The organism is Phycicoccus mangrovi, assembly GCF_018729305.1.
GTDB classification, from domain to species: Bacteria; Actinomycetota; Actinomycetes; order Actinomycetales; family Dermatophilaceae; genus Phycicoccus; species Phycicoccus jejuensis.
Window position 1 is genome coordinate 327592 of sequence record NZ_JAHHWP010000008.1, and the last position, 26494, is coordinate 354085.

27 protein-coding genes are annotated in these 26494 nt (G+C 74.0%); 22 read left to right on the forward strand and 5 right to left on the reverse strand.

What is annotated here, in order from left to right; translation table 11 throughout:
• The first annotated feature begins 175 nt into the window (after positions 1 to 175).
• Positions 176 to 1204 (forward strand): hypothetical protein, encoded by a 1029-nt coding sequence (locus tag KMZ30_RS06320; protein ID WP_215512480.1) that lies wholly within the window; start codon positions 176 to 178, stop codon positions 1202 to 1204.
• 209 nt (positions 1205 to 1413) lie between these two features.
• Here KMZ30_RS06320 and msrA read toward each other — a convergent pair whose 3' ends face one another.
• Complete coding sequence (gene msrA, locus KMZ30_RS06325; protein WP_030528862.1) at positions 1414 to 2112, reverse strand: peptide-methionine (S)-S-oxide reductase MsrA; 699 nt, start codon at positions 2110 to 2112, stop codon at positions 1414 to 1416.
• Between the two features lie 37 nt (positions 2113 to 2149).
• Here msrA and KMZ30_RS06330 point away from each other — a divergent pair, with 37 nt between their 5' ends.
• From KMZ30_RS06330 to KMZ30_RS06360, 7 genes are all read left to right on the forward strand, one after another.
• Positions 2150 to 3154 carry a GNAT family N-acetyltransferase gene (locus KMZ30_RS06330; RefSeq protein WP_215512481.1) on the forward strand — a complete coding sequence of 335 codons (1005 nt, stop codon included), beginning with the start codon at positions 2150 to 2152 and terminating at the stop codon, positions 3152 to 3154.
• 49 nt (positions 3155 to 3203) lie between these two features.
• Positions 3204 to 4382 (forward strand): cystathionine gamma-synthase, encoded by a 1179-nt coding sequence (locus KMZ30_RS06335; RefSeq protein WP_215512482.1) that lies wholly within the window; start codon positions 3204 to 3206, stop codon positions 4380 to 4382.
• A 187-nt stretch (positions 4383 to 4569) separates the two neighbouring features.
• Entirely contained in the window at positions 4570 to 5520 is a 951-nt protein-coding gene (locus KMZ30_RS06340; protein ID WP_215512483.1) for an intradiol ring-cleavage dioxygenase, read from the forward strand.
• An 11-nt stretch (positions 5521 to 5531) separates the two neighbouring features.
• Positions 5532 to 6848, forward strand: a complete 1317-nt coding sequence (locus tag KMZ30_RS06345) for a glutamate mutase L (protein ID WP_215512484.1) — start codon at positions 5532 to 5534, stop codon at positions 6846 to 6848.
• 32 nt (positions 6849 to 6880) lie between these two features.
• Positions 6881 to 7876: an ATP-binding cassette domain-containing protein gene (locus tag KMZ30_RS06350; protein WP_215512485.1), complete on the forward strand. Its 996-nt coding sequence runs from the start codon at positions 6881 to 6883 to the stop codon at positions 7874 to 7876.
• Entirely contained in the window at positions 7873 to 8733 is an 861-nt protein-coding gene (locus KMZ30_RS06355; protein WP_215512486.1) for an ABC transporter permease, read from the forward strand. Before KMZ30_RS06350 ends, KMZ30_RS06355 begins: the two co-directional genes overlap by 4 nt.
• A 74-nt stretch (positions 8734 to 8807) precedes the next feature.
• Entirely contained in the window at positions 8808 to 9680 is an 873-nt protein-coding gene (locus KMZ30_RS06360) for a PhzF family phenazine biosynthesis protein (RefSeq protein ID WP_215519890.1), read from the forward strand.
• Here the strand turns inward: KMZ30_RS06360 and greA are convergent.
• Together greA and KMZ30_RS06370 are read right to left on the reverse strand one after the other, a co-directional pair.
• Positions 9668 to 10153: a transcription elongation factor GreA gene (gene greA / locus KMZ30_RS06365; protein ID WP_215512488.1), complete on the reverse strand. Its 486-nt coding sequence runs from the start codon at positions 10151 to 10153 to the stop codon at positions 9668 to 9670. The genes KMZ30_RS06360 and greA overlap by 13 nt on opposite strands.
• 190 nt (positions 10154 to 10343) lie before the next feature.
• Entirely contained in the window at positions 10344 to 10718 is a 375-nt protein-coding gene (locus KMZ30_RS06370; protein ID WP_215512489.1) for a DUF4307 domain-containing protein, read from the reverse strand.
• 92 nt (positions 10719 to 10810) lie between these two features.
• On the opposite strand from KMZ30_RS06370, the gene mca reads away from it, so the two are divergent.
• Positions 10811 to 11749 (forward strand): mycothiol conjugate amidase Mca, encoded by a 939-nt coding sequence (mca, locus tag KMZ30_RS06375; protein ID WP_215512490.1) that lies wholly within the window; start codon positions 10811 to 10813, stop codon positions 11747 to 11749.
• Entirely contained in the window at positions 11746 to 12003 is a 258-nt protein-coding gene (locus KMZ30_RS06380; protein ID WP_215512491.1) for a hypothetical protein, read from the forward strand. Before mca ends, KMZ30_RS06380 begins: the two co-directional genes overlap by 4 nt.
• Positions 12004 to 12058: 55 nt before the next feature.
• On the opposite strand, the gene trhA is transcribed toward KMZ30_RS06380, so the two are convergent.
• Positions 12059 to 12775, reverse strand: a complete 717-nt coding sequence (trhA, locus tag KMZ30_RS06385; RefSeq protein WP_215512492.1) for a PAQR family membrane homeostasis protein TrhA — start codon at positions 12773 to 12775, stop codon at positions 12059 to 12061.
• Between the two features lie 146 nt (positions 12776 to 12921).
• Between trhA and KMZ30_RS06390 the strand changes: the two genes are divergently transcribed.
• From KMZ30_RS06390 to KMZ30_RS06400, 3 genes are all read left to right on the forward strand, one after another.
• Positions 12922 to 13686, forward strand: coding sequence for an isoprenyl transferase (locus KMZ30_RS06390; protein ID WP_215512493.1), 765 nt, complete (start codon positions 12922 to 12924; stop codon positions 13684 to 13686).
• Positions 13687 to 13904: 218 nt separating this feature from the next.
• Complete coding sequence (gene phoH2 / locus KMZ30_RS06395; RefSeq protein WP_036830209.1) at positions 13905 to 15242, forward strand: RNA 5'-3' helicase PhoH2; 1338 nt, start codon at positions 13905 to 13907, stop codon at positions 15240 to 15242.
• A 235-nt stretch (positions 15243 to 15477) separates the two neighbouring features.
• A complete protein-coding gene (locus KMZ30_RS06400) occupies positions 15478 to 16128 on the forward strand; it encodes an aggregation-promoting factor C-terminal-like domain-containing protein (protein WP_215512494.1) in 651 nt (216 codons plus the stop codon).
• An 81-nt stretch (positions 16129 to 16209) separates the two neighbouring features.
• On the opposite strand, the gene coaA is transcribed toward KMZ30_RS06400, so the two are convergent.
• The gene (gene coaA / locus KMZ30_RS06405) at positions 16210 to 17211 is read right to left on the reverse strand and encodes a type I pantothenate kinase (protein ID WP_215512495.1); all 1002 of its coding nucleotides are present in this window, start codon (positions 17209 to 17211) and stop codon (positions 16210 to 16212) included.
• A gap of 129 nt (positions 17212 to 17340) precedes the next feature.
• Here coaA and glmS point away from each other — a divergent pair, with 129 nt between their 5' ends.
• From glmS to tsaD, 9 genes are all read left to right on the forward strand, one after another.
• Positions 17341 to 19200, forward strand: a complete 1860-nt coding sequence (gene glmS / locus KMZ30_RS06410; protein ID WP_215512496.1) for a glutamine--fructose-6-phosphate transaminase (isomerizing) — start codon at positions 17341 to 17343, stop codon at positions 19198 to 19200.
• Positions 19201 to 19233: 33 nt separating this feature from the next.
• Positions 19234 to 19596 (forward strand): holo-ACP synthase, encoded by a 363-nt coding sequence (locus KMZ30_RS06415; protein ID WP_215512497.1) that lies wholly within the window; start codon positions 19234 to 19236, stop codon positions 19594 to 19596.
• Entirely contained in the window at positions 19593 to 21047 is a 1455-nt protein-coding gene (locus tag KMZ30_RS06420) for a bifunctional ADP-dependent NAD(P)H-hydrate dehydratase/NAD(P)H-hydrate epimerase (RefSeq protein WP_215512498.1), read from the forward strand. Before KMZ30_RS06415 ends, KMZ30_RS06420 begins: the two co-directional genes overlap by 4 nt.
• 408 nt (positions 21048 to 21455) lie before the next feature.
• Positions 21456 to 22637 carry an alanine racemase gene (alr, locus tag KMZ30_RS06425; protein WP_215512499.1) on the forward strand — a complete coding sequence of 394 codons (1182 nt, stop codon included), beginning with the start codon at positions 21456 to 21458 and terminating at the stop codon, positions 22635 to 22637.
• A complete protein-coding gene (locus KMZ30_RS06430) occupies positions 22637 to 23788 on the forward strand; it encodes an alpha/beta fold hydrolase (protein WP_215512500.1) in 1152 nt (383 codons plus the stop codon). Before alr ends, KMZ30_RS06430 begins: the two co-directional genes overlap by 1 nt.
• Positions 23785 to 24303, forward strand: a complete 519-nt coding sequence (gene tsaE / locus KMZ30_RS06435; protein WP_215512501.1) for a tRNA (adenosine(37)-N6)-threonylcarbamoyltransferase complex ATPase subunit type 1 TsaE — start codon at positions 23785 to 23787, stop codon at positions 24301 to 24303. The genes KMZ30_RS06430 and tsaE overlap by 4 nt, the downstream gene beginning before the upstream one ends.
• Positions 24297 to 24962, forward strand: coding sequence for a tRNA (adenosine(37)-N6)-threonylcarbamoyltransferase complex dimerization subunit type 1 TsaB (gene tsaB, locus KMZ30_RS06440; RefSeq protein WP_215512502.1), 666 nt, complete (start codon positions 24297 to 24299; stop codon positions 24960 to 24962). Before tsaE ends, tsaB begins: the two co-directional genes overlap by 7 nt.
• On the forward strand, positions 24959 to 25432 hold the full coding sequence (rimI, locus tag KMZ30_RS06445; protein WP_215512503.1) for a ribosomal protein S18-alanine N-acetyltransferase: 474 nt from the start codon (positions 24959 to 24961) through the stop codon (positions 25430 to 25432). Before tsaB ends, rimI begins: the two co-directional genes overlap by 4 nt.
• A complete protein-coding gene (tsaD, locus tag KMZ30_RS06450) occupies positions 25425 to 26468 on the forward strand; it encodes a tRNA (adenosine(37)-N6)-threonylcarbamoyltransferase complex transferase subunit TsaD (protein ID WP_207024732.1) in 1044 nt (347 codons plus the stop codon). Before rimI ends, tsaD begins: the two co-directional genes overlap by 8 nt.
• Positions 26469 to 26494: the final 26 nt, after the last annotated feature.

Here is a 26494-nt window from a genome sequence, read left to right on the forward strand (position 1 = left end):
CCGCACGTGCGGGCTTTTCGTGGTCCGGATCCGGTTCGGACAGCGATAACCCCGCACGTGCGGGCTTGTTGAGGTGGGCCGGGAGTCCGGACAGCGATAACCCCGCACGTGCGTGCTTCCGGGGCCTGTGGATGACGCCAGCGGCGTGTGCCCGGATGGGGGCAGGCTCGACCCCGTGACCGACCAGCCGCTCGACACCTCCCGTCCGTTCCTGGGCGTCGAGGCGGTGGAGCGTGGCGTCGCGACCGAGGCATCGCTGCGGGGTCCGCGCTTTCGACGACTCGTGCACGGCGTCTACGTGGACGCCGAGGCCCCGGTCGACGCCCGCGTCCGCGCGCAGGCGGCGATGCTCGTCGCGCCGGCGGCGACCGTCGTCTCGCGCCACACGGCGGCTGCGCTGTGGGGTGGTATCGCTCCCGACGACTGGCAGACGCACGTGACGACGCTCCGACCGGATGCCGTCCAGCGGGCGGCGGCGCGGGAGGCACGCTCGCGGGCCAGGGGCGGCCGTCCGGGCTGCTCGGCGCAGGCCCGCAAGCTGCTCGAGTGGGGCCGCATGGACGTCGACGGCGTCGACTCCCGGGTCTCGTCGGACCGCTCGGGCCTCACGACCCGCCACGGCCTGCGGGTCACGACACCCGAGCGCACGTTCCTCGACTGCGCCGAGGACCTCGACGTCGTCGAGCTCGTCGTCCTCGGCGACAGCCTGGTCCACGCCGGAGTGACGACGCCGGACGCGCTGGTGGCCGCGGCCGCGTCCATCGGCCGCTACCGGCGCCTCGCCCGGCGGGCCGCCGCCCTGGTCCGGGCCGGTGTCGACTCGGCGCCCGAGTCACGGACGAGGATGCTCCTGACCCTCGCGGGACTCCCGGAGCCCGAGACGGACCTGCGATTCCACGACGCCGACGGGACCCTGCTGCGTCGCGCCGACATGGGGTACCGGCGCCGCAAGGTCAGCGTCGAGTACGACGGTCGCCAGCACGCCGAGGACGACCAGCAGTGGGCGGGGGACATCCGCCGCCGTGAGGAGTTCGACGGCTGGGGGTGGCGGATGGTCGTCGTGACGTCCCCGGGGCTGTGGGTCGAGCCGGAGACCACCGTGCAGCGCGTGGCCACGGTCCTGTCCGAGCGTGGCGAACGCGTCACGGCCCGGTCCGACGAGTGGCGTCGCTACTTCGGACCTCGTCACCTCCGCAGCGCCTGACGAGGGAACTCCGCACGTGCGGGCTTTTCGCGGTCGCGATCCGGTTCGGACAGCGATAACCCCGCACGTGCGGGCTTTTCGCGGTCGCGATCCGGTTCGGACAGCGATAACCCCGCACGTGCGGGCTTGGCGGGGTCCAGGACGGGGCCGGGCGACGACGAGGCCCCCTCCCGGGTGGGAGGGGGCCTCGTCGGACGGTCCGGAGGGCGTCAGCCGCGCGGCGGCGCGACGTCCGTCTGGGCCGGGAGGTTAGCGACACCGACGGGGCAGGTCAGGCCGTTCGGGCCGTGGTTGCAGTAGCCGCCGGGGTTCTTGTGGAGGTACTGCTGGTGGTAGTCCTCGGCGTAGTAGAACGGGCCGGCCTGCTCGGCGGTCGCGATCGTCGTCGTGATGGTCCCGCGCCCGACCTTGGTCAGCTCGCCCTGGAACGCCTCGCGCGTCGCCTCGGCGGCCGCGGCCTGGCCGGGGGTCGTCGTGAAGATGGCCGAGCGGTAGGCGGTGCCGACGTCGTTGTACTGCCGGTTGCCCTGCGTCGGGTCGTGGTTCTCCCAGAACGCCTTGAGCAGCAGCTCGGGGGAGGTGACGGTGGGGTCGTAGGCGACGAGGACGGCCTCGGCGTGACCGGTGCGGCCGGTGCAGGTCTCCTCGTACGTCGGGTTGGGCGTGAAGCCGCCCATGTAGCCGGCCGCCGTCGTCACGACGCCGGGCAGCTTCCAGAAGATGCGCTCGACGCCCCAGAAGCAGCCCATCGCCACGTACAGCACCTCGGTGCCGTCGGGCCACGGACCCTCCAGGGGGGTGCCGAGCACCTCGTGGGTCGTGGGCACCGGGAAGATCCGGTGCTCGCGGCCCGGCAGGGCCTCCTCGCGGGTGGGGAGGGTGGTCTTCGCACTCGAACCGAAAAGCATGTGTGGTCCAACCGCCGGGGATGGCACGGTGTTCCGCGTGATCTCCCTCGTCCCGGTCTCCGGACTCGACACCGACCTCGCCGCCCGCGCCCGCTTCGACGCCTGGGCCCGCGTGCTCGAGGACGTCGCCCGCGACGAGCAGGGCGAGGACCACGACGCCTGGAGCGCCGAGGAGCTGCGCGGGCTCGAGGGCTCGGCGTCCACGCGTCGCCTCCAGGTGCTCGCCGTCGACGGCGACGAGCCCGTGGGGGCCGCGGGTGTCATCGCCCCGCTGCTGGACAACGAGTCGACCGCGCAGGTCTTCGTCGCGGTACTGCCGGCACACCGTCGCCGCGGGGCCGGCGACGCGCTGCTGCACTGGGTCGAGGAGCAGGCACGCGACCTGGGCCGCACGACGCTGCACGCCGAGACCCAGTGGGGCGCCGACACGGACGACGACCCGTTCGCCGGATGGGTCGAGCGGCACGGCTTCGGGTCCGCGCAGACCGTGCTGCGCTCCGACCTCGCGGTGCACCAGGCCGAGGTGCCCGCGCCGGTCGTGGCCGACGGCTACCGCCTCGAGACCCACATCGACGCGATGCCCGAGGCCGACCTCGCCGACCGCGCGTTCCTCGCCCGCCGGATGTCGACCGACGCCCCGCTCGGCGACCTCGAGCTCGACGAGGAGGAGTGGGACGAGGAGCGCGTCCGCGGTGAGGACGAGCGCACCCGGGCCATGGGCCGCCGGGTCGTCTCCACCTTCGTCCGCGACCTCGGCACCGGCCGGCTCGTCGGGTACACGAGCATCCAGCTGCCCGAGGGCACGCCGCACCTGGCCTTCCAGCACGACACCCTCGTCACCCGCGAGCACCGCGGCCACGGGCTGGGGATGGCGCTCAAGCTGGCCAACCTGCGCGCGCTCGCCGAGGCGCTGCCCGAGGTGCGCATCGTGCGGACCTGGAACGCCGAGGAGAACGCGCACATGCTCGCCGTCAACCGCGCGATGGGCTTCCGCCCGAGCGGCCGGCTGCGCGCCTGGCAGCGCCACCTCGGCCGGGGATGACCGCACCCCGCGGTGCCGGCGGACCCCCGGCGGCCCCTACGCTCGGAGGATGACTTCCGAGAACCTCGGCTTCTCCTCCCGCGCCATCCACGCCGGGCAGGAGCCGGACCCGCTGACCGGCGCCGTCGTGCCGCCCATCCACCAGGTGAGCACCTACAAGCAGGACGGCGTCGGCGGCCTGCGCGGCGGCTACGAGTACTCGCGCTCGGCCAACCCGACGCGCGCCGCGCTCGAGGAGTGCGTCGCCGCGCTCGAGGGCGGCGAGCGCGGCTTCGCGTTCGCCAGCGGCCTCGCCGGCGAGGACACCGTGCTGCGCGCGCTGCTCGCGCCGGGCGACCACGTCGTCGTCCCGTCCGACGCGTACGGCGGCACCTACCGGCTCTTCAACAAGGTCGTCCGCGCCTGGGGCGTCGACCACTCCATCGCGAAGGTCGCCGACGTGGAGTCGGTGCGCGCCGCGATGCGCCCGGAGACGCGCATGGTGTGGGTCGAGACGCCGACCAACCCGCTGCTCGGCATCGCCGACATCGAGGCCATCGCGGCCGTCGCGCACGAGGCCGGTGCGCTGCTCGTCGTCGACAACACCTTCGCGTCCCCGTACCTGCAGAACCCGATCGCTCTCGGCGCGGACGTCGTCGTCCACTCGACGACGAAGTACGCCGGCGGCCACAGCGACGTCGTCGGCGGCGCCGTCGTCGTCGCTCCGGGTGCCATGACGCGCGACGGTGAGTCGGTGGCCGAGCGGGTCGCCTTCCACCAGAACTCGATGGGCGCCGTCGCCGGCCCGTTCGACGCGTGGCTCGTGCTGCGCGGCCTCAAGACGCTGGCGGTCCGCATGGAACGTCACTGCGACAACGCCGAGGCCGTCGTCGACTTCCTCCAGAGCCACCCCGGCGTGGCGTCCGTGCACTACCCGGGCCTGCCCGACCACCCGAACCACGACGTCGCGCGCCGCCAGATGAAGCGGTTCGGCGGGATGGTCGCCTTCCGCGTCAAGGGCGGCGAGGACGTCGCGGCCAAGGTCTGCGGCGAGACGCAGCTGTGGACGCTCGGCGAGTCCCTCGGCGGCGTCGAGTCCCTCATCGAGCACCCCGGCCGGATGACGCACGCGTCGGTCGCGGGCACCGAGCTCGAGGTGCCGGCCGACCTCATCCGCCTGTCCGTCGGCATCGAGGACGTCGAGGACCTCGTCGCCGACCTGCGCCAGGCGCTCGACCGCCTCACCTGACCCGCCCCGCCGGCGGAGCACCACCCGTCGAGTGAACAGAACACGCCGTGCGCGCCTCGGGCCGCACGGCGTGTTCTCCTCTCTCGACGGGGTCCAGCGGTCACAGGAGGCGGACAGCGGACGCACACCGGGTGGCTCGCCGGGCTTCCTACGGTCGTCGGGACGACACCGACCCGGAGGTAGACCGATGACCCGCACCGACGACCAGCCCACCTACGAGGGGCGCCCGCTGCCCCGCCCCGACGACGAGGTCGTCGACCAGGGGCTCGCCTTCGACCTCGGCACGCTGCTCGACCGCCGCCGGATGCTCGCCGTCCTCGGCATCGGCGCCGCCGGCACCGCGCTCGCGGCGTGCGGCGCGTCGACCTCGTCGAGCGGCTCGACGGCGACGAGCTCCGCGACCGCATCGGCGAGCGCCACGGCGTCCGCCACGGCGAGCGACGCCGCCGACACCACGCTCACCGAGATCCCCGACGAGACGGCCGGCCCCTACCCGGGCGACGGCTCCAACGGCGCCGACGTCCTCGAGCAGAGCGGCGTGGTCCGCTCCGACATCCGCAGCAGCTTCGGCACCTCGACGACGACGGCCGAGGGCGTGCCGATGACGCTGCGGCTCACCATCCTCGACGTCGCCGGCGGCGGCGGCCCGATGACCGGCGCCGCGGTCTACGTCTGGCACTGCGACCGCGAGGGCCGCTACTCGATGTACTCCGACGGCGTGACGCAGGAGAACTACCTGCGCGGCGTCCAGGTGACCGACGACTCCGGCGTCGCCGAGTTCACGAGCATCGTCCCGGCCTGCTACTCGGGCCGCTGGCCGCACATCCACTTCGAGGTGTACCCGGACGAGGCGAGCATCACCGACAGCACGAACGCCATCGCCACCTCGCAGGTCGCCCTGCCCAAGTCCACCTGCGACGCCGTCTACGCGACGAGCGGGTACGAGCAGTCGGTGGGCAACCTCGCGCAGATCTCGCTGACGAGCGACAACGTCTTCGGCGACGACGGCGGCGTGCACCAGCTCGGCACCGTCTCGGGCGACACGAGCAGCGGCTACACGGTCGCGCTCACCGCGCCGGTCGACACGACGACGCAGCCGACCGGGGGAGGTGCGCCCGGCGGCGGACCCGGCCACTAGGGTCTCGGGGCGTGGGTGCGGTCCTGTGCGTCGACGTCGGGTCGACCTTCACGAAGGCGTTGCTCGTCGGTGACGACGGCGAGGTCCGCGGGCGGGCGTCGCACCCGACGACCGTCGCCACCGACGTCATGGACGGGGTCGACGCCGTCCGCGCCGCGCTCGCCGACGGGGCGGCGCCCGAGCGGACCCTCCTGTGCTCCAGCGCCGGTGGCGGCCTGCGCGTCGCCGTCGTCGGCTACGAGCGCGAGGTGACGGCGGAGGCCGGCTTCCGGGTCGGTCTCTCGGCGGGCGGACGCGTCGTCCACGTGGCGTCCGGGCCGATGGCCGGCCCCGACGTCACCGCCCTGCGCGCCGACCGGCCCGACCTCGTCCTCCTCGTCGGCGGCACCGACGGGGGCAACGCCGACGTCCTCCTGCACAACGCGCGCCGCCTCGCCCGGGCCAGGGTCACCGCCCCGGTCGTGGTCGCCGGCAACGCCGACGCCGCGGACGCCGTCGTTTCCGAGCTCGAGGCGACGGGGCGGCGCTTCACCGTCACCGGCAACGTGCTGCCGCGCATCGGCGAGGTCGCGCCGGACGGCGCGCGCGCCGCCATCCGCGAGGTCTTCCTGCGGCACGTGATCGGCGGCAAAGGCCTCTCGCGCGGCCGCGGGTTCGCCGAGCTCGTGCGCGCCGCCACCCCCGATGCCGTGCTGCGCGGCGTCGAGGTGCTGGCCGAGGCGCGCGGCGAGGACGTGCTCGTCGTCGACGTCGGGGGCGCGACGACCGACGTCTACTCCGTCGTCACGCCGCAGGGCGAGGACGCCGCCATCCACCGCGAGGTCGTCGGGCCGGTCTGGCACGCCCGCACGGTCGAGGCCGACCTGGGGATGCGCTGGAACGCCGAGGGCATCGTCGAGGCGTCGGCGCGCGAGCGGATGCCGCTGCCCGACGTCGTGGCCGCGCACGCCGCGCGTGTCGTCGCCGACACCGGGGCGCTGTCGACGAGCGACGCCGAGTGGGCCGCCGACGAGGCGCTCGCCACCGCGGCGGTCACCGTTGCCCTGCGCCGGCACGGGCGCCCCGCCGCGGGGGAGCGGCCCCGGCCGCTGGCCGACGTCGGGATGCTCGTCGGCTCCGGCGGCGTGCTGCGGCACGCCCCCGACGGCACCGCCGAGCGGGTGCTCGGCGCGGCGCTCGCCGACCACGGGGGCGGCTGGCGGGTGCCCGACCGCGCGGTGGCCGCCGTCGACCGCGACTACGTCCTGTTCGCCGCCGGGCTGCTCGCCGACGTCGACCCGGCGCGGGCGTCCGCGCTGGTCGGGAGGATGTCACCGAAAAGGGGGTGACCCCTGTCGGCGGGTGGCCCTACGGTCGGTGCATGACGACCAGCGGCGCGGCCATCGAGGCCGTCGACCTCGTGAAGACCTTCGGTGACTTCACGGCCGTCGACGGCGTGAGCTTCTCGGTGCCGGAGGGCACCGTCTTCTCGATGCTGGGGCCGAACGGCGCCGGCAAGACCACCACCGTCCGGATGATGACGACGCTCTCGCGGCCGACGAGCGGCACGGCCCGGGTCGCCGGGCTCGACGTCGTCCGCGACGCCGACGCCGTGCGCCGCCGGATGGGGCTGACGGCGCAGTCGGCGACCGTCGACGAGCTGCTGACCGGCCGCGAGAACCTGCGCCTCGTCGGCGACCTCTACGGCCTCGACCGGCGCACCGTCCGCCGGGTGGCCGACGAGCTGCTCGAGCGCTTCTCGCTCGCCGACGCCGCGACGAAGGTCGTCAAGGAGTACTCCGGCGGGATGCGCCGCCGGCTCGACCTCGCGGCCAGCCTCGTCGCGACCCCGCCGGTGCTCTTCCTCGACGAGCCGACGACCGGCCTCGACCCGCGCAGCCGCGTCGAGCTCTGGGGCGTCCTGCGCGACCTCGTCCGCGAGGGCACGACGCTCTTCCTCACGACGCAGTACCTCGACGAGGCCGACCAGCTCGCCGACCGCATCGTCGTCGTCGACCACGGGCGGGTCATCGCCGACGGCACGCCGCTGGAGCTCAAGGACCGTTCCGGCGCCGCCAGCCTCGTCGTCGCGGTCAGCCGCCCGGCCGAGGTCGAGCGGGCCGCCGAGATCGTCCGCGGCGAGGTCGGCGAGATCCACCTCGACCGCGACGCCCGCCGCATCACCGCCCCGGCCGAGGGGGTGGGGGCGCTGACCCGCATCGCGGCCCGGCTCGACGAGGCCGGCATCGACCTCGACGACATCGGGCTGCAGCGCCCGAGCCTCGACGACGTCTTCCTCACCCTCACCGGGCACCGGGCCGAGTCCGAGGCCCCCGGTGCCACGTCCGACGCGAGCGCCGAGGAGGCCCTGCGATGACCGCTCCGACCACCACCACCGCCGCAGGTCGGCCGTTCCACGCCGAGCACCCGAGCGCCGCCGGCACGAGCCCGGTCCGTCAGGTCTCGGCGCTGGTGCGCCGCAACCTGACCCACATCAAGCGCCAGCCCGAGATGCTCACCGACGTCACCATCCAGCCGGTGATGTTCGTGCTGCTCTTCGCCTTCGTCTTCGGCGGCTCGATCGTCGTGCCCGGCGTCGACTACAAGGAGTGGCTGCTGCCCGGGATCATGGCGCAGACGATGACCTTCAGCGCGTTCATCGTCGCCATCGGCCTCAACACCGACCTCGGCAAGGGCATCGTCGACCGCTTCCGGTCCCTGCCCATCGGCCGCTCGTCGGTGGTCGTCGCGCGCAGCGTCTCGAGCCTCATCCACTCGATGATCGGCATCGTCGTCATGTCGGTCACCGGGCTGTTCGTCGGGTGGGGCATCCACCACGGCGTGCTGCGCGGCCTCGCCGGCTACGGCCTGCTCCTGCTGTTCGGCTTCGCGATGATCTGGGTCGGCATCCTCTTCGGCTCCGCGCTGCGCTCGGTCGAGGCGGTGCAGGGCGTCATGTTCACGACGGTCTTCCCGATCACGTTCCTGTCCAACGCGTTCGCCCGCACCGACGTGATGCCCGACTGGCTGCGCTTCCTCGCCGAGTGGAACCCCATCAGCTCGCTCGTCCAGGCGCTGCGCGAGCTCTGGGGCAACGACGGCATACCGCTGCCGGCCGACTCGGCGCTGCCCCTCCAGCACCCGGTGCTGACCACGGTCATCTGGTCGGTCGGCCTCTCGGCGGTGCTCGCGCCGCTCGCGGTGCGGGCGTTCGTCGGCCGCACCCGCGACTGAGCGGAGGCTTTGCCTCCTCGGTGGGGGAGCGACCTTCCCGTGTCGCGGCGGCCGGCCCGTGCTTCGATGACGGCATGACCGCCGTGCGCCTCGTCGACGTCTTCTCCGAGCGAGCCTTCCGGGGCAACGCGCTCGCCGTCCTCCACGACGCCGACGGGATGTCCGACGACGAGATGCTCGCCGTCGCGCGCTGGACCAACCTCTCGGAGACGACCTTCCTCACCGCCCCCACCGACCCGCGCGCCGACTACGGCGTGCGGATCTGGACGATCGGCGGCGAGCTGCCCTTCGCCGGCCACCCGACCCTCGGCAGCGCCCACGCCTGGCTCGAGGCCGGGGGCGTGCCGCGCACCGAGGGCGTCGTCGTGCAGGAGTGCGCGGCCGGGCTCGTCGAGGTGCGCCGCGGCGCCGACCGCCTCGCGTTCGCCGCCCCGCCGCTCGTGCGCTCCGGTGCCGTCGAGGGGGAGGAGCTCGCGCGGGTCGTCGCGGCCCTCGGGGTCGCGCCCGCGGACGTCGTCGACGCCGCGTGGGTCGACAACGGGCCCGGTTGGCTGGCCGTCCTGCTCGCCTCGCCCGAGGCCGTGCTCGCCGCCGCGCCCGACCCCGTGCTCGCGCGCGGGCTCAAGGTGGGCCTCGCGGCGCGCTACCCGGCCGGGGCGCGCACCGACGGGGTGGGCCTCGAGGTGCGGGCGTTCTTCTCGGACGAGCGCGACTTCGGCGAGGACCCCGTCACCGGCAGCCTCAACGCGGGCCTGGGCCAGTGGCTGGTCCCCGCCGGGTACGCGCCCGAGCACTACGTCGCCGCGCAGGGCACGGTCCTCGGCCGCGAGGGCCGGGTGCACGTCGACGTCGAGGACGGCGTCGTGTGGGTCGGCGGCGCGACGCACACCCTCGTCGACGGCGTCCGTCCGTCACGTCGCCGGAGCGACCGGGCTCAGCCGGTGTAGGGCTTCGCCTCGAGGATCTTGACCTCGATCTGCTTGCCGTTGGGGGCCTCGTACGAGACCGAGTCGCCGACCTTGTGGCCGTTGACGGCCGCGCCGATCGGGGACTTCTCGGAGAAGACCTGCATCGAGGAGTCGGTGATCTCGCGGGAGCCGAGGAGGAACTTCTCCTCGTCGCCGAACATGTCGACGGTGACGATCATCCCGGGCTCGACGACACCGTCGTCCTTCGGGGTCTCGCCGATGACGGCGTTCTCGAGCAGCTGCGTCAGCTGGCGGATGCGGGCCTCCATCTTGCCCTGCTCCTCCTTGGCCGCGTGGTAGCCACCGTTCTCCTTGAGGTCGCCCTCCTCGCGGGCCGCCTCGATCTTCTTGGCGATCTCGGTGCGGCCGGGGCCGGTCAGCTCGTCGAGCTCGGCCCGGAGGCGGTCGAAGGCCGCCTGCGTGAGGTAGCTCTGGTTCGTCGTCTCGGTCACGGGTCATCAACTCCTGCGAAGTGCGTAGGGGCGCCGGACCCTCGCGGGCGCGCCGCGGGGTGCTTACGGCAACGGGCCCGGGCCGACCGCCGTCTCGCGGCGCTAGCGTCGGCACGGACCCGAACGTGAAGCATTCAGTCTACCAACGTGCGGTGCTCGCGCCACAATCGTCGCGCGCCGTCGTGCGAGGTCAGCCCGCCGCGACGCGCACGCAGGACTCGACGACACCGGTCACCGCACGGGCGCTCGTGCGCACCTCGACGACCCGGTGGACGATCGCCGGGCCGTCCGCGGGGATGGCGTCCTCGACCGTCCCGACCCGGCCCTTCGAGCCGTCGAGGCCGCTGACCCGGCACGTGACGGCCGTGCCCTCGGGCCGGACGAGGTCGTAGCCGACGCGCACGAGGGCGTCGGACTCCACGCGGTACCCGGTCACCGTGGGGCGCACCTGGCCGGCCGTCGCGGTCCACCCGTACCAGGCGATGCCGGCGACGGCGAGCACGACCGCGGCGAGCGCGATCAGCGTGCGACGGCCGGCGGGGTCGCGCGGGTCGGGCAGGCGCACGGCTGCTCCCTCGGTGGTCGGCGGGCAGTGAGAGGATGGTCCTCGGTCCATTCTCGGGTACCGCCCGAGCCCACCTGCACGAAGGGTCTCTCATGTCCGAACGGCTCCGGCTCATGTGCGTCCACGCGCACCCTGACGACGAGTCGAGCAAGGGCGCGGCGACGATGGCGAAGTACGTCGACGCCGGCCACGAGGTGCTCGTCGTCTCCTGCACCGGCGGCGAGCGCGGCGACATCCTCAACCCCCGGCTCAAGGACGACGTCCACATCCTGCGCGACCTCGCCCAGGTCCGCCGCGACGAGATGGCGCGCGCCCAGCAGATCCTCGGCGTGCAGCACACGTGGCTCGGCTTCGTCGACTCCGGCCTGCCGGAGGGCGACCCGCTGCCCCCGCTGCCCGAAGGCTGCTTCGCGCTCGAGCCGCTCGAGGTGACGACGGAGGCGCTCGTCCGCGAGATCCGCCGCTTCCGGCCGCACGTCGTCACGACGTACGACGAGAACGGCGGCTACCCCCACCCCGACCACATCATGACCCACGACGTCTCGGTCAACGCCTTCGCGGCGGCCGGCGACCCCGACGCCTTCCCCGAGGCCGGGCCGGCGTGGCAGCCGCTCAAGCTCTACTACAACCAGACCTTCAGCCGCGCCCGCATCGAGGCCTTCCACGAGGCGCTGACCGGCCTCGGCCAGGAGAGCCCGTACGCCGAGTGGCTCGAGAACTGGACGCGCACCGAGCGCGTCGTCACCACCCGCGTGCAGTGCGCCGACTGGTACGACCGCCGCGACGCCGCGCTGCTCGCCCACGCCACCCAGGTCGACCCCGACGGCACGTGGTTCCAGGTGCCGCGCGACCTCCAGGCGCAGGTGTGGCCGGTCGAGGAGTACGAGCTCGCGCTCTCCTTCGTCCCGTTCGTCGACGGCGAGGACGACCTGTTCGCCGGCCTGCCGACCGACGTCGCGCAGGCCGACGCCCTCGCGACGAGCCCCGACCTCACCCTCGTCCACGACACCGTCACGGAGCGCGCCGCATGAACGACTCCCCGCCCGACGTCTCGACCGGCTTCCTCGCGTTCATCGCGTTCACGGTCCTCGCGCTCGCGCTCTGGTTCCTCATGCGCAACATGAACGCGAGGATGCGTCGGATGTCCTACCGCCAGCAGCGGGCCCACCGCGGCCGCGACGAGCAGCAGGCCGGCCCGGACGACGTCGATCACGACGTGGACGGCGCCCTCGACGCGGACCAGCGCGACCCGCGGCGCGACGACGGGTCGCCGGGCGCGGTCTGACCCCGGGCCCCGGGCGCCGCACGACGGATGTCGGGCGTCGCGCGCCCGTGGCGGCTCAGGCCTGCGGGCCGGTGAGCGCGAGCGACGCGGCGACGAAGTGCGCCGTGAAGGCGAGCACGGTCAGGGCGTGGAAGACCTCGTGGAAGCCGAACCAGCGCGGCGAGATGTTCGGCCGCTTGGTGCCGTAGACGAGCGCGCCGAGGCTGTAGAGCACCCCGCCGACGACGACCCACGCCATGACGCCGCCGCCCGCGTGCTGGACGAGCGGGCCGAAGTAGAAGACGGCGACCCAGCCGAGCATGACGTAGGCCGGCACGTAGAGCCAGCGCGGGGCGCCGGTCCAGAAGACGCGGAAGGCGACCCCGAGCAGGGCCCCGCTCCAGACGATGACGAGCATCCGACGGGCCTGGTCGCTCGGCAGCATCAGAGCGAAGGGCGTGTAGCTGCCGGCGATGATGAGGAAGATGTTCGAGTGGTCCCAGCGGCGCAGGAACGCGCCGACGCGGGGGGACCACGTGCCCCGGTGGTAGACCGCCGACGTGCCGAAGAGGAGCACGGCGGTGCCGGCGAACACGGCGGCCGACACCTTGCCCTCGGTGGTCGTCGCGAGGAGCACGAGGACGATGCCGGCGACGAGCGCGACGGGGGTCATCCCGGCGTGCAGCCAGCCGCGCAGCTTGGGCTTGACGGTGGTGAGGGCGGCCTCGACGCGCTGCTCGAGCGCCTCGAGACGACCGGTCTCGGTGGCGGGGTCGGGCTGCTGACGGGTCATGCGTCCACGGTAACCTACGCGAGCGTAGGTTAGGAACCGGACGAACGGCCCGCTCCGTGAGGTCGGGCACGGGGTCCCGGAGTACCGTGGGCCGCGGCCACCCCGCCGGGCGGCCGGATCCGGAGCGCACGGGAAGGGCGGCTGGCATGCGGCGGCTCAGCGACGTCCTCTACGCCGCGTACGCCAAGCGGGTGGCTCGTCAGCTCGGGGGAGCGCCGGTGCCGCGCCACGTCGGCGTCCTCGTCGACGGCAACCGCCGCTGGGCCAAGCAGCGGGGCGCCGGGACCGAGGAGGGGCACCGCGCCGGCGCCGACAACATCCTCAACCTGCTCGCGTGGTGCGACGAGGTGGGCGTCGAGCTCGTCACCCTGTGGCTGCTCTCGACCGACAACCTCAACCGCCCGGAGCGCGAGCTGCGCCCGCTGCTCGGCATCATCGAGGACTCCGTCGACTCCATCGCGGCGACGATGCAGTGGCGCGTCAACCCCGTCGGTGCCCTCGACCTGCTGCCCGCCGCGACGGCCGAGCGCCTCAAGGCGGCCGCCGAGCGCACCCACGGGGTCGACGGGATGCTCGTCAACGTGGCGGTCGGCTACGGCGGGCGGCGGGAGATCGCCGACGCGGTCCGCAGCCTCCTCCAGGAGCACGCGACGCGCGGGACGAGCATCGAGGAGCTCGCCGAGGTCATCGACGTCGAGCACATCGCGGAGCACCTCTACACGAAGGGGCAGCCGGACCCCGACCTCGTCATCCGCACCTCCGGCGAGCAGCGGCTCTCGGGGTTCCTCCTGTGGCAGAGCGCCCACAGCGAGTTCTACTTCTGCGAGGCCTACTGGCCCGACTTCCGCAAGGTCGACTTCCTGCGGGCGCTGCGGGCCTACGGGGAGCGCCACCGCCGCTTCGGCTCCTGAGCGGACGCGGCCGGCCCCGGACCTCGCCGCCGTCGGTCGTCGGCCTCGGGTGAACGGCCGGTGACGGCCGGGGACGAACGGATGACATCTCGTCCCAGACGTCACACCGGTCACTGGCGTCACGCCGGTACCGACACGCCGGTCCCCGCCTCCCGCCGGCGCCCCGGGCCGGTCGTAGCGTCGAGCCACGATCCTCCTCCGACCACCGGGAGCGGCACATGACCTCGACCACGCCGACGGCAGCCAGCACGCGAGCGGGAGAGGAGCCGCGCCGGACCTTCGTCCTCGACACCTCGGTCCTCCTGTCCGACCCCCGGGCGATCCTCCGGTTCGCCGAGCACGAGGTCGTCCTCCCCGTCGTCGTCGTCACCGAGCTCGAGGCCAAGCGTCACCACCCCGAGCTCGGCTACTTCGCGCGCCAGGCGCTGCGGATGCTCGACGACCTGCGCATCAAGGCCGGGCGCCTCGACGCCCCCGTCGAGGTCGGCGAGGTCGGCGGCACGCTGCGCGTCGAGCTCAACCACACCGACCCGATGTCCCTGCCCGCCGGCTTCCGGCTCGGCGACAACGACACGCGCATCCTCGCGGTCGCCCGCAACCTCGCGAACGAGGGGCACCTGGTCACGGTCGTCAGCAAGGACCTGCCGATGCGGGTCAAGGCGTCGGCCTGCGGCCTCGACGCGGAGGAGTACCGCGCCGAGCTCGCCGTCGAGTCCGGCTGGACCGGGATGGCCGAGCTCGACGTCAGCGTCGAGGAGATGGACCACCTCTACGAGTACGGGCGCCTCGAGCACGCCGGCGCCGCCGAGATGCCGTGCCACACCGGTCTCAAGCTCATCTCGCCGCGGGGTTCCGGCCTCGGGCGCGTCGGCCCGGACAAGCAGGTGCGGATGGTGCGCGGCGACCGCGACGCCTTCGGCCTGCACGGCCGGAGCGCGGAGCAGCGGATCGCGCTCGACCTGCTGCTCGACCCCGACGTGGGGATCGTCAGCCTCGGCGGCCGCGCCGGCACCGGCAAGTCGGCGCTCGCGCTGTGCGCCGGCCTCGAGGCCGTCATGGAGCGGCGCCAGCAGCGCAAGGTCGTCGTCTTCCGGCCCCTGTACGCCGTCGGCGGGCAGGAGCTCGGCTACCTGCCCGGATCCGAGGCCGAGAAGATGAACCCGTGGGGCCAGGCGGTCTTCGACACCCTCTCCGCGCTCGTGTCGCGCGAGGTCGTCGAGGAGATCCTCGACCGGGGGATGCTCGAGGTCCTGCCGCTGACGCACATCCGGGGGCGCAGCCTCCACGACGCGTACGTCATCGTCGACGAGGCGCAGAGCCTCGAGCGCAACGTCCTCCTCACCGTCCTGTCGCGGATCGGCCAGAACTCCAAGGTCGTCCTCACCCACGACGTCGCCCAGCGCGACAACCTGCGGGTCGGGCGGCACGACGGGGTCGTGGCGGTCGTCGAGGCGCTCAAGGGGCACCCGCTGTTCGCCCACGTGACGCTGACCCGCTCCGAGCGCAGCCCGATCGCGGCCCTCGTGACCGACCTGCTCGAGGGGCTCGAGGTCTGACCGAACGGCCCCCTGACCTGCTCGTCTGAGCGGATGCTCAGGGGGCGATTTCGGCCGTCGACGTCCTTACACCTAGGCTAAGGTCTCGATTCCGTAACGCCGCTCGTGGCTGCACCACGCCCCGGAGCGCCCCCACCCCTGGAAGGTCCACCGGTCCCCCATGGCCCGATACACCCCGCGTCACGCCCCGCGTCACGCCGCTCCCAAGCGGTCGCTCGGGCGGACCGCCGTGTCCGTGGTCGGTCGGCCCCTGGTCTCGACCAGCCTCGTCGCCGCCGTCGTCACGAGCGGCGTCGCCCTGAGCAGCGCCTTCGAGGACTCGGCCAACGCCGACGCCGTCGGCCTCGCGTTCGACGACTCGGCCACCGCCAGCTCGACGCAGGAGAGCCAGGTCGCGCTCGCCGACGCCGCGCGCGTCGCATCCGACCGGTCGGCCACGAACGTCCAGAAGGCCGTCGTCGCCGCCAAGGCCGACGCGAAGCAGAAGGCCGAGGCCGCGGCGCTGGCCAAGAAGCGCCAGGTCGCTCAGGAGCGCGCCGCCCGCGCCGCCGAGCGCAAGAAGGTCCTCGAGAACGCCCAGGAGGACCCCAAGTCCGTCGCGAAGCTGCTCCTGCCCGAGCACGGCTTCGGCTCCGACCAGTGGGGCTGCCTCGAGCAGCTGTGGATCGGCGAGAGCGACTGGCGCTGGTGGGCCGAGAACTCCTCCTCGGGCGCCTACGGCATCCCGCAGTCGCTGCCCGCCAACAAGATGGCGAGCGTCGCGAGCGACTGGCGCACCAACCCGGTCACCCAGATCACGTGGGGCCTGGACTACATCAAGCGCTCGTACGGCACGCCGTGCAACGCCCTGTCGCAGTGGCAGGCGCGCTCGCCGCACTGGTACTGAGCGACACCCCGCACCTCGACGAAGGGCCCCGGCACCGCCGGGGCCCTTCGTGCGTCCGGGCCGACCGGATGCCGCTCCCGGTCAGATCTTGCGCAGCCGGATCTTCGTGACGGCGTGGTCGGGGCCCTTGCTGAGGACGAGGGTCGCGCGCTCGCGGGTGGGCTGGACGTTCTCGACGAGGTTGGGCTCGTTGATCGCCGACCAGATGCCGGCCGCCGTCTCCCGGGCCTGGGCGTCGCTGAGGTCGGCGTACCGGTGGAAGTAGGACTGCGGGTCCGCGAACGCCGTCTGACGCAGGCGCAGGAAGCGCTCGACGTACCAGCGCCGCACCTCGTCGACCGGGGCGTCGACGTAGACGGAGAAGTCGAAAAAGTCGGAGACGGCGATGGTGCTCTCGCCGTCGGGGCGCACACCCGGGGGCTGGAGCACGTTGAGCCCCTCGACGATGAGGACGTCCGGCTTGCGCACCTCGAGCGGCTCGGGCAGCACGTCGTAGGTGAGGTGCGAGTACTGCGGCGCCTCGACGACCGGCATGCCGGACTTGACGTCGGCGACGAAGCGCAGCAGCGCGCGGCGGTCGTAGGACTCGGGGAAACCCTTGCGCTGCAGCAGCCCTCGCCGCTCGAGCTCGGCGTTGGGGTAGAGGAAGCCATCGGTCGTCACGAGCTCGACGCGCGGGGTGTGGGGCCAGCGCGACATCAGCTCACGCAGGATGCGGGCCGTCGTCGACTTGCCGACGGCGACCGACCCGGCGACGCCGACGACGAACGGGACGCGGCTCGGGCGCTCGCCGAGGAACTCGCTCGTCGCGAGCCGGAGCCCGTGGACGGCCTCGACGTAGAAGTGGAGGAGGCGCGAGAGGGGCAGGTAGACGTCCTCGACCTCGCGCAGGTCGAGGCGGTCGCCGAGGCCGCGCAGGCGCGAGATGTCGTCCTGCGTGAGGCTCATGGGGTGCTCCTCGCGCAGCCGCGACCAGGTCCCCCGGTCCAGCTCCACGTACGGGGTCGGCACCCCGGCGGCCCCGGTCACGCCGAGGCGCGCCAGTGCCTGCTCCGTTGCGGTCACCCCTGCATCATTCCGCATCGGCCCCGTGGGGCATCGGAAGGCCCGTCCCCACGGGCCGTCCGGGCCCTTGCGCGAGGGCCCCGGGCGGGCTCGGGCGGGCCCGCGCCGGTGCGGGGGAGGGGGCCGTCAGCGGCTAGGCTGCCCGCCATGTGTGGAATCGTCGGCTACGTCGGCCGGAGCATGGACGGGACGGCGCTCGACGTCGTGATGGAGGGCCTGAGCCGCCTCGAGTACCGCGGGTACGACTCGGCGGGCGTCGCCCTCGTCACCGACGACGGCGTGAGCACCGAGAAGCGCGCCGGCAAGCTCGAGAACCTCCGTTCCGCCCTCGAGGCGCACCCCCTGGCCCCCTCGCGCACCGGCATCGGGCACACCCGCTGGGCGACGCACGGCGGCCCGACCGACGGCAACGCGCACCCCCACCGTGGGGGCGACGGCGACCGGCTGGCCCTCATCCACAACGGCATCATCGAGAACTTCCACGCGCTGAAGAAGGAGCTCCTCGCCGAGGGCGTCGAGTTCCTCTCCGAGACCGACACCGAGGTCGCCGCCAAGCTCGTCGGGCGCGAGTACGACCGCCTCGGCGACCTCACCGAGGCGATGCGGGCCGTCGTCGGCCGGCTCGAGGGTGCGTTCACGCTCCTCGCGGTCCACGCCGACAGTCCCGGCGTCGTCGTCGGTGCGCGCCGCAACAGCCCGCTCGTCGTCGGCCTCGGCGACGGCGAGAACTTCCTCGGCAGCGACGTCGCCGCGTTCATCGGCTACACCCGCCACGCGCTCGAGCTCGGCCAGGACCAGATCGTCACGATCACCCCGGACGGCCACTCGGTCATCGGCTTCGACGGCGCGCCGGCCGAGGGCAAGTCCTACGAGGTCACCTGGGACGCCGCCGCCGCCGAGAAGGGCGGCTACGCGACGTTCATGGAGAAGGAGATCCACGAGCAGCCGCACGCCGTCGCCGACACGCTGCTCGGGCGCACCGACGAGTCGGGTGCGCTCGTGCTCGACGAGGTCCGCATCCCGGAGGAGCGGCTGCGCCAGGTCCGCCGCATCACGATCGTCGCGTGCGGCACCGCGTCGTACGCCGGCATGGTCGCCAAGTACGCGATCGAGCACTGGACGCGCATCCCGGTCGAGGTCGCCCTCGCCCACGAGTTCCGCTACTGCGACCCGATCGTCGACGAGGACACGCTCGTCGTCTCGATCAGCCAGTCCGGCGAGACGATGGACACGCTGATGGCGGTCAAGCACGCCACCGAGCTCGGCGCGATGACCCTCTCGATCTGCAACACGCACGGCTCGACGATCCCGCGCGAGTCCGACGCGGTGCTCTACACGCACGCCGGCCCCGAGATCGCCGTCGCCTCGACCAAGGCCTTCCTCGCGCAGATCACCGCCTGCTACGTCCTCGGCCTCTACCTCGCGCAGCTCCGCGGCGAGACCTACGCCGACGACGCGAAGGCCGTCATGGCCGAGCTCGCGGAGATCCCCGCGAAGATCGAGGACCTGCTCGGCCGGATGGGCCGCGTGCAGGAGATGGCCGAGTTCATGGCCGACACCCGCACGGTGCTCTTCCTCGGTCGCAACGTCGGCTACCCGGTGGCGATGGAGGGCGCGCTCAAGCTCAAGGAGCTTGCCTACATCCACGCCGAGGGCTTCGCGGCCGGCGAGCTCAAGCACGGCCCGATCGCGCTCATCGAGCCCGGCCAGCCGGTGTTCGTCGTGGTGCCCGGTCCGGACACCCCGCACGAGCTGCACAAGAAGGTCGTCTCCAACATCCAGGAGATCCGCGCCCGGGGCGCGCGCACCCTCGTCATCGCCCACGACGGCGACGAGGACGTCGAGCCGTTCGCGAGCGAGGTCGTGCGCATCCCGCAGTGCTCGCCGATGCTGGCAGCGCTGCTCGCGGTCGTGCCGCTGCAGGTCTTCGCACTGCACCTGGCGACGGCCAAGGGCCTCGACGTCGACCAGCCGCGCAACCTCGCGAAGTCGGTCACGGTCGAGTGACGTCGGGGGCGGCCGCGTGACGCCGGTGGCGCGATGATCGTCGGGGTCGGCATCGACGTCGTCGACGTCGAGCGCTTCGGCGCGACGCTGGAGCGCACGCCGCGCCTCGGGGAGCGCTTGTTCACCGAGGGGGAGCGGGGGCTGCCCCTGAACTCGCGGGCGGCGCGGTTCGCCGCCAAGGAGGCCCTGGCCAAGGCGCTCGGGGCGCCGGTCGGCCTGCAGTGGCACGACGCCGAGGTCGTCCGGGGCGCCGACCGCCGGCCGGCCTTCCGGCTGCGCGGCACCGTCGAGGCGGCCGTCGCCGAGCTCGGCATCACGTCCATCCACGTGTCGCTCTCGCACGACGCCGGGATCGCCTCGGCGGTCGTCGTCGCGGAGCGGGAGGAGCAGCGATGATCGAGGGTCACGGGACCGCCGCGGTGTACGCCGCCGAGGAGGCGCTCATGGCGTCGCTCGCCGACGGCGAGCTGATGGCGCGGGCCGTCGAGGGGCTGGCGGCGGTGGCCGCGGCGCGGCTCGAGGAGCGCGGGGGCCGCTCGGTCGTGGCACTCGTCGGGCCGGGCAACAACGGCGCCGACGCGCTGTACGCGGCGGCCTCCCTGGCCGAGGCCGGGTACGCGGCCGTCGCGCTCGTCGGCGAGACGGTGCACGAGGGGGCGCGTTCAGCGGCGGAGGCCGCCGGGGTCGTGCTGACGGGCGACGTGGCGCTGGTCGCCGAGGCCGACCTCGTCCTCGACGGCATCCTCGGCATCGGGGCGCGGCCGGGGCTGCCGGAGTGGGCGACTGCGTGGGTGTCGGCGGTACCGGAGTCGGCGTACGTGCTGGCTGTCGACCTGCCGTCGGGGCAGGATCCCGCCGGCGAGGTCTTCGACGCGGACGGGGTGCTCGCCGACGAGACCGTGACGTTCTCGGTCGCGAAGCCGGTGCACCTGCTGGCGCCGACCGAGCAGGCGTGCGGCGCGCTGACCGTCGTCGACATCGGGCTGGAGGTCGAGGCCGTCCCGGTGGTGCGCCGCATCGACCACGACGACGTTGCCGGGATGTGGCCGGTGCCGGGCCCGCGGGACGACAAGTACTCGCGCGGGGTGCTGGGGGTCGTGGCCGGCGGGGAGTCGTACACCGGTGCCGCGCTGCTGTGCACGACGGCGGCAGTCGAGGCGGGGGCGGGGATGGTCCGTTACGTCGGGACCCCCACGCCCGAGGGACTGGTGCGCGCCCACGTACCCGAGGTGACGCACGGTGTCGGGCGGGTGCAGGCGTGGGTCGTCGGGCCCGGGCTCGACACGACGTCCCGGGCGGCGGGGTCGAAGGCTCAGCTCGACGCCGCGCGGGACGCGCTCGCGGGGGACGAGCCGGTGCTCGTGGACGCCGGCGGGCTGGACCTGCTCAACGCGGCGGTCCTGCGCAAGCGGGCCGAGCGGGTGACGCTGCTGACGCCGCACGCGGGGGAGTGCGCGCGGCTGCTGTCGCGGCTGACCGGCGAGGACGTGGAGCGCGCGGCGGTGGAAGCCGCGCCGCTGCGGCACGCCCGGCGGCTGGCGGAGGTGACCGGGGCGACGGTGCTGCTCAAGGGGTCGACGACGCTCGTCGTGCCGCCGGGTGAGGGCGCGCCGGTGTGGTCGCAGGCGGACGCGCCGGCGTGGCTCGGGACGGCCGGGGCGGGAGACGTGCTGGCCGGGGTGGTCGGGACGCTGCTGGCGTCGGGCCTGCGGGCGGACGTCGCGGGAGCCCTCGGCGCGCTGGTGCACGGCGTCGCCGCCGACCGGGCCAACCCCGGTGGACCGGTGCGCGCCCTCGACGTGGCACGGGCCGTCCCGGCGACCGTGGCGGCACTCCTCCGCCGCTGAGCCCGCGGGAAGGGGCGGGCCCGCCCGCTTTCCTGAGAGCGGGGGGCGAATATGTACCCTCCCAGCCTCCATGCGGAGCGGAAGGTTTACGTTCCACCCGCAACCACCGCCACTACGCCGCAAGGTTTCCCTTCCGCCCGCAACCACTTCCTTGCGCCGTGAAAGGGAAACGTTGCCGGGTGAAAGCGAAACCTTGCCGGGCGAAAGGGACTCCTTCCGCGGTGGCAGGGATTCCTTGCGGGATGGAAGGGATTCCTTCCGCGGTGGCAGGAGGCTGGGAGAGCACCCTTTGTCTCCTCGCTCTCAGGAACCGGTCGGTCGCGGGTCGGCCGATCGGACCGCATCGGGCTCGCGTCTGGTGACCTCCGCGGACCCGGCCCGACCTGCGGTCCTAGACTGGACAGGCTCATGACCGACCACCCCGCCCCCACCGCACCCGCCCGAGCGACCGCGCCGACGGGTGCGTCCGCGCGGGTGACGGTGGATGCCGCAGCCATCCGCGACAACGTCGCCGCGCTCGTGCGTCGCTGCGCCCCGGCCCAGGTCATGGCCGTCGTCAAGGCCGACGCCTACGGCCACGGCCTCGTCACCGCCGCGCGCGCCGCCCTCGCGGGCGGCGCGGCCTGGCTCGGCGTCGCCCAGCTCGACGAGGCGCTGGCACTCCGTGCCGCCGGCGTCGACGCACCCCTCCTCACGTGGATCTACCCGCCGCAGGCCGACCTCGGCGCGGCGATCGACGCGGACATCGACCTCACCGTCGGCAGCCGCTGGAACCTCGACGCCGTCGTCGCCGCCGCCCGGCAGCGCGGCACCACCGCCCGCGTCCAGGCCAAGGTCGACACCGGTCTCGGCCGCGGCGGCGTCCTCATCGACTGGAGCGAGTTCACGCACGCGCTCGCGGCCGCCGTCGCCGAGGGCGCCGTCCGCGTCACGGGCACGTGGTCGCACTTCGCGTGGGCCGACGCCCCGCAGCACCCGACGGTCCGCGCCCAGCAGGAGCGCTTCGTCGAGGCCGTCGCCGAGCTCGAGGCCGCCGGCGTCGACCCCGGCCTGCGCCACCTCGCCAACTCCGCCGCGACGCTCACCAACCCGTCCGCGCACTTCGACCTCGTCCGCCCCGGCCTCGCGGTCTACGGGCTCTCGCCCGTGCCCGACCTCGGCAGCCCGGCCGACTTCGGCCTGCGCGAGGCGATGCGCGTCACGGCACGCCTCACCCAGGTCAAGCGGGCCCGGGCCGGCCAGGGCGTCAGCTACGGCCATGAGTACACGACCGACCGCGACACCGTGCTCGGCCTGGTCCCGATGGGGTACGCCGACGGCATCCCGCGGCACGCCGGCAACGCCGGTCCGGTGCAGGTCGGGGGCCGCCGGTACGCCATCGCGGGGCGGGTCTGCATGGACCAGTTCGTCCTCGACCTCGGCGCGGACTTCGACGGCGCCCCGGGCGACGAGGTGACGGTCCTCGGCCGCGGCGCCGACGGCGAGCCCACGGCCCAGGACTGGGCGGAGGCCGCCGGCACCATCAACTACGAGGTCGTCACCCGGATGGCCCCCCGCCTGCCGCGCGTCGTGGTCGGGGAGGACGCCTGATGCCCACCCGCCCCACCGGAGGGCCGCTCGGGCTGCTCGGAGCCGTCGGCGACCGCGTCCGCCGCGGGCCGGCGATGCGCCCCGACCTCGGGGACCCCGTCGAGGGCTGGGGTCACGTCCCGAGCGAGTCGCTGACGGTGCGCACCGACGACGGCGTCGACCTCCACGTCGAGATCGACGCCCCGCGCACCGCGAGCCGTGGCCGCCGCCACCTCGCCGGGCGCACCCCGACGGTCGTCATGGCCCACGGCTTCGCCCTGACCATGCAGTCGTGGGTGCTCCAGCGGCGCGCGCTGCTCGACGAGGGGCTGCGCGTCGTCACCTACGACCAGCGCGGCCACGGCCGCTCCTCCACCCCGGACCTCTCCACGTGCACCGTCGCCCGGCTCGGCCTCGACCTCGCCGCCGTCATCGAGGCCACGTGCCCGTCCGGCCCGGTCGTGCTCATCGGCCACTCGATGGGCGGGATGAGCGTCATGTCCTTCGCCGGCCAGCATCCCGGCGTGGTGCGCGACCGCGTCCTCGCCGTCGCGCTCGTCTCGACCTCGCCGGGCGGCCACGAGGTGACCGAGTTCGGCCTCGGACCGCTCGTCGGTCGCGTCGTCGGCTCCCTCGGGCCGGGCGTGCTGACCCGCCTGTCCCGCCACGCCGGCCCGATCGGCGTCCTGCGCAAGATGGGCAAGGGCGTCCAGGACCTCGCCGTCGCCCGCTGGGCCTTCGACTCCCCGGTCAGCCCGGCCCTCGTCGACCTCGTCGCCGAGATGATCTTCGAGACCTCGTTCGACGTGATGGCGGCCTTCCTGCCCGACATCGACGGCCTCGACCTCGTGCCGTCGCTCCAGGCGCTGACCGGTGTCGAGCTCCTCGTCATCAACGGCGCGGGCGACCTCATCACGCCGCCCTCGCACTCGGAGGACATCGTCCGCCACGTCCCCGGCGCCGAGCACGTCGTCGTGGAGGACGCCGGGCACATCCTCATGCTCGAGCACCCCGACCTCGTCACGGAGCAGCTGCTCGCGCTCATCCAGCGCGCCCGGCGAGCAGTGGCCGAGGGCGTGCCGGTCAGCAGCAAGCCGCGCGTGCGGCGCACCGTCCAGGACATCTCGAAGAAGCGGCGGGCCGGCCGGGCCCGCAGGGAGGCGGCCTCGTGAGCGCCCGTCGATTCGTGCTGCCCGAGGTCGACGACACCCGGGCCCTCGGCACCGCCCTCGGCGGCGTGCTGCGGGCGGGCGACCTCGTCGTCCTCACCGGCGGCCTCGGCGCCGGGAAGACCACCCTCACCCAGGGCCTCGGCGAGGCCCTCGGGGTGCGGGGTGCGGTGACCTCCCCGACGTTCGTCATCGCGCGCGTGCACCCCTCGACCGTCGGCGGGCCGGCGCTCGTCCACGTCGACGCCTACCGCCTCGGCGGCGCCCTCGAGCTCGACGACCTCGACCTCGACGCCAGCGTCGAGGAGTCGGTCACCGTCGTCGAGTGGGGCCACGGCCTCGCCGAGGGCCTCGCCGATGACCGCCTCGAGGTCGTCCTCGACGTCGACCCCGAGACCGAGCGCCGCACCGCCACGGTCACCGGCGTCGGCGGCCGCTGGGCCGTCGACGCCACCGCCGACGCGGCCGATGCCGACGCACCCGACCCCCTCGCACCCCTCGGAGGAGAGCCGTGCTGACCCTCGCCCTCGACACCTCCACCTCGGCCATCGGCGTCGCCGTCCTGCGCGACGGCGAGGAGCCGGTCGTCGGCGTCGAGGTCAACGCCCGCGCCCACACCGAGCTGCTCGCCCCGCTCGTCGAGCGCACCCTCGCGAAGGCCGGCGCGGGCGTCCGCGACGTCACCGACCTCGCCGTCGGCACCGGCCCGGGGCCGTTCACCGGCCTGCGCGTCGGGATGGTCACGGCCGTGACGATGGGTTACGCGCTCGACGTGCCGGTGCACGGCGTCTGCTCGCTCGACGTCCTCGCCGAACAGGCGCTGGCCGCCACCGACGCCGACGAGGTCCTCGTCGCGATTGACGCCCGCCGGCGCGAGGTCTACTGGGCCCGCTACCGCCGCGGATCCGACGGCGCCGCCGAGGCCGTCACCGAGCCGGCCGTCGAGGCGCCGGCCGGCCTGCCCGCGGACGTCCGCGCCCTGCCCACCGCCGGCCGCGGCCCGCTGCTCTACGCCGATTTGTTCGAGGCACCGCTGGCCGACGTCCTCGACGTCGACCCCGGGGTGCTCGCGCAGGTCGCCGCGCGTCGCCTCGCCGCGGGCACGCCGATGCCCGTCGAGCCCCTCTACCTGCGTCGCCCGGACGCCCTGACCACCGCGGAGCGCGCCGCGCGATGAGCGCCGCGACCCTCCGCGACGCGCGCTGGCCGGACGTCACCGGCCTCGCGGCGCTCGAGGCGTCGCTGTTCCCCGACGACGCCTGGAGCGAGGCGTCGTGGTGGTCCGAGCTCGCGGCCCGACCCCGGCGCGACTACGTCGTCGCGGCCGACGACGTGGGCACGCTCCTCGGCTACGGCGGCCTCGACCACGGTGGCGACGTCTCGGACGTCATGACCGTCGCGGTCTCGCCGGAGGCGCGCGGGCAGGGCCTCGGCCGCGTGCTGCTGGCGGACCTCGAGCGACGGGCGCTCGCCCGCGGCGCCGCGCACGTCCTCCTCGAGGTGCGGGCCGACAACGCGCCGGCCATCGGCCTCTACGAGTCCTCCGGCTACGCGGTCATCAGCCGCCGGCGTGCGTACTACCCCGGGGGCGTCGACGCCCTCGTCATGCGAAAGTCCCTCCAGCAGAACGGAGCCGCAGATGGCTGACGAGCCCCTCGTCCTCGGCATCGAGACCTCCTGCGACGAGACCGGTGTCGGCCTCGTCCGCGGCGAGACCCTCCTGTTCGACGCCATCGCGAGCAGCGTCGACGAGCACGCGCGCTTCGGCGGGGTCGTGCCCGAGGTCGCCAGCCGCGCCCACCTCGAGGCGATGGTCCCGACGATCGAGCGGGCCTGCGCGGAAGCCGGCGTCACGCTCCGCGACGTCGACGCCGTGGCGGTCACCTCCGGCCCGGGTCTCGCCGGCGCCCTGATGGTGGGGGTCGCGTCGGCCAAGGCGCTGGCCCTCTCGCTCGGCGTGCCCCTGCACGGCGTCAACCACCTCGCGAGCCACGTCGCCGTCGACATCGTCGAGCACGGCCCGTTGCCCGAGCCGACCCTCGCGATGCTCGTCAGCGGCGGGCACTCCTCGTTGTTGCTCGTCCCCGACGTCACGCACGACGTGCGCAGCCTCGGGTCGACGATCGACGACGCGGCGGGGGAGGCGTTCGACAAGGTCGCGCGCGTCCTCGGGCTGCCGTTCCCCGGTGGCCCGCACATCGACCGCGTCGCGCGCGAGGGGCAGGTCGTCATCGACTTCCCGCGCGGGCTGACCGGTGGGCGCGACATGGAGCGGCACCGCTTCGACTTCTCGTTCTCCGGGCTCAAGACCGCCGTCTCGCGCTGGGTCGCCGCGAAGGAGGCTGCGGGAGAGTCGGTCCCGGTCGCCGACGTCGCCGCCAGCTTCCAGGAGGCCGTGACCGACGTGCTGACCCGCAAGGCGATCGACGCGTGCCGCGAGCACGGCGTCGGTCACCTGCAGATCGGCGGCGGCGTGGCGGCCAACTCGCGGCTGCGCGCGATGGCGCAGGAGCGCTGCGACGCCGCGGGCATCGAGCTGCGCGTGCCCCGGCCCAAGCTGTGCACCGACAACGGGGCGATGGTCGCCGCGCTCGGCGCACAGATGGTGCTCAAGGGCCGGCCGCCGTCGGACCTCGGCATCCCCGCCGACTCCTCGATGCCGGTGACGGTCGTCTCGGCCTGATGCGCGCTGCCCGGAGGGCCGGCACC